The sequence below is a fragment of the Sphingomonas bacterium genome, assembly GCF_903644135.1.
Taxonomy (GTDB): Bacteria; Pseudomonadota; Alphaproteobacteria; order Sphingomonadales; family Sphingomonadaceae; genus Sphingomonas.
Window position 1 is genome coordinate 1 of the sequence record NZ_CAHJXA010000369.1, and the last position, 2,637, is coordinate 2,637.

Below are 2,637 nucleotides of genomic sequence, written 5' to 3' on the forward strand. Positions count from 1 at the left end.
GGCGGCCGCACGATCCTCGACGGCGCGAGCGCGGCGCTGCCGCCGGGCAGCCGTGTCGGGCTGATCGGCCGCAACGGCGCGGGCAAGTCGACGCTGGTGCGCGTCGTCGCCGGGCAGCTGGAGCCCGACGACGGCAGCGCCGACATGCCCCGCGGCGCACGCATCGGCTATCTGGAGCAGGAGGCGCCGCACGGTCCCCTGACCCCATTCGACACCGTGCTCGCCGCCGACAGCGAGCGCGCCGCGCTGATGATCGAGAGCGAGACCTGCGAGGACCCCGACCGCCTCGGCGACGTGTACGAGCGGCTGATCGCGATCGACGCCTATACCGCGCCCGCCCGCGCGGCGCAGATCCTGCTCGGCCTGGGCTTCGACGAGGACATGCAGCAGCGCACCCTCGACAGCTTCTCGGGCGGATGGAAGATGCGTGTCGCCCTCGCCGCCCTCCTGTTCTCGCAGCCCGACCTGCTGCTGCTCGACGAGCCGTCCAACCATCTCGACCTCGAAGCGGTGATGTGGCTGGAGGACTTCCTTCGCAGCTACAAGGCGACGATCGTCGTCGTCAGCCACGAGCGCGACTTCCTCAACAACATCGTCGACCATATCCTCCACCTGCAGGGCGGCAAGATCACGCTCTATCCCGGCGGCTACGACGCGTTCGAGCGGCAGCGGGCGGAGCGGATGGCGCAGCTGGAGGCGGCGCGCACCAACCAGCAGGTCCAGCGCGAGAAGCTGCAGGCCTATATCGCCAAGAACTCCGCCCGCGCCTCGACCGCCAAGCAGGCGCAGAGCCGGCAGAAGATGCTGGCGAAGATGCAGCCGATCGCCGAGATGGCGAACGACCCGACCCTGTCGTTCGGCTTCCCCGACCCCAGCGAGTTGCGCCCACCGCTGATCACGCTCGACATGGCGAGCGTCGGCTATAACGAGACACCGATCCTCAAGCGGCTCAACATGCGGCTCGACCCCGACGATCGCGTCGCGCTGCTGGGACGCAACGGCAACGGCAAGACGACGCTGGCGCGGCTGCTCGCGGCGCAGCTCGCGGTGATCGACGGCGAGATGACCGCGACCGGCAAGATGAAGGTCGGATATTTCACCCAGTACCAGGTCGAGGAACTGGACAGCGGCGACACCCCGCTGGAGCATATGACCCGCGTCATGCGCGGCGCGAGCCCGGCGGCGGTACGCGCGCAGCTGGGGCGGTTCGGCTTCTCGGGCGACAAGGCGACTGGCAAGGTCGGACGGATGTCGGGCGGCGAGAAGGCGCGGCTGGCGCTGGCGCTGATCACCCGCGACGCGCCGCACCTTCTGATCCTCGACGAGCCGACCAACCACCTCGACGTCGACGCGCGCGAAGCGCTCGTGCAGGCGCTCAACGACTATAGCGGCGCGGTGGTGATCGTCAGCCACGACCGCCACATGCTGGAGATGACCGCCGACCGGCTGGTGCTGGTCGATGGCGGCACCGCGCGCGAATATGACGGCAGCCTCGACGACTATATCGCGCTGATCCTCGGCGGCGACGGTGCGGGCGACAAGCCTCGGGGCAAGGCCGCGAAGAAGAAGGCCGCCGATGCGCGCGAGCAGGGCCAGGCGCTGCGCAAGCGCGCCAGGGAGGCCGAGGCGGCGCTGGCAACGCTCAACGACCAGCGCGACGCGCTCGACCGGCAGATGGCAACGCCCGGACGCACGCCGCTGGGCGAGTTGATGAAGCGGCGCTCGGCCCTCGACGATCCGATCGCGGCGGCCGAGGCCGAATGGCTGGCGGCGAGCGAGGCGCTGGAGCTGCTCGCCGCCTGAATTACATCGTCAGCGGCCGATCATAGCCGGTCAGCTCCAGATAGCCGCGCCCGCCCGCGGTACTCACCGCGCCCTCCCAATAGACCGGCAGGCCGCCGCCGCGGCTGTCGAGTTCCTGCGCCGCGAACAGCGGCCGCAGCGTCCACTGCCGCACGCCGCCGGGTAGGCGCACGCTGAGCTGTTGCGACACCGGATAGACCGCGCCCGTCGCGCCGCTCCGCCACGTCTGCAGCGGCCGAAAGGCGAGCTCCTGCGGGGCCAGCAGGGTGACACGCCCGTCCGCCGCCCGGAACGAGCCGCCCCGCCACACCGTCCCGCCGCCTTTACGGCGGATACGGAACGCCATCAGCGCGCTGCCGTCGTCGAAGTTAAGCCCGGTCCAGTCCCAGCCCTGCGCATCGGGCGCGAGATAGTCGGACGACCATTCGCGGTCGAGCCACGCCTCGCCGGTGACCTGATCGCTCGCCGCGCCGCGCTGCACCGTGCCGCCGACGCGCAAGTGCGGCATCGAGTAGTAATAGCTTGCCTGATAGGGCCGCGGTCCCTTGCGGCTATAGCCGCCCTGGCCTTCCGGCAGCGGCGGCTGGGTCGGCCGGAAGGTCAGCGCCAGCGCGAAGCCGTCGCCCGCCACCTGCGTCGTCCAGCGCCCGTCGGGCGAGCGGCGCAGCTGCCAGGTGCGGGTGCGTACCGACCTGGGTGAGAGCGACTGGTCGGAACCGATCGAGGTCGAAGCGGGGCTCGACATCGTGAGCGGCTTGCACGTCAAACTTGGGGCGGTCCCGGCGCTCGCCGAGGCAGCGCATCGCTGCGGCCGGACGCTGATCGACATCCGTA

The 2,637-nt window shown here is 70.6% G+C and carries 3 protein-coding genes; 2 read left to right on the plus strand and 1 reads right to left on the minus strand.

Annotated features, from left to right (window positions below):
* Positions 1-1,803, plus strand: a 1,803-nt coding sequence (locus tag HUU96_RS14605) for an ABC-F family ATP-binding cassette domain-containing protein (RefSeq protein ID WP_174293465.1), incomplete at its 5' end; no start/stop codon positions are given.
* A gap of 1 nt (position 1,804) precedes the next feature.
* Here HUU96_RS14605 and HUU96_RS14610 read toward each other — a convergent pair.
* On the minus strand, positions 1,805-2,548 hold the full coding sequence (locus HUU96_RS14610) for a carotenoid 1,2-hydratase (protein ID WP_174293464.1): 744 nt from the start codon (positions 2,546-2,548) through the stop codon (positions 1,805-1,807).
* A gap of 1 nt (position 2,549) precedes the next feature.
* Between HUU96_RS14610 and HUU96_RS15395 the strand changes: the two genes are divergently transcribed.
* Positions 2,550-2,637 (plus strand): DUF1611 domain-containing protein (locus HUU96_RS15395; RefSeq protein WP_254605258.1); only part of this gene is annotated, 88 nt, incomplete at its 3' end.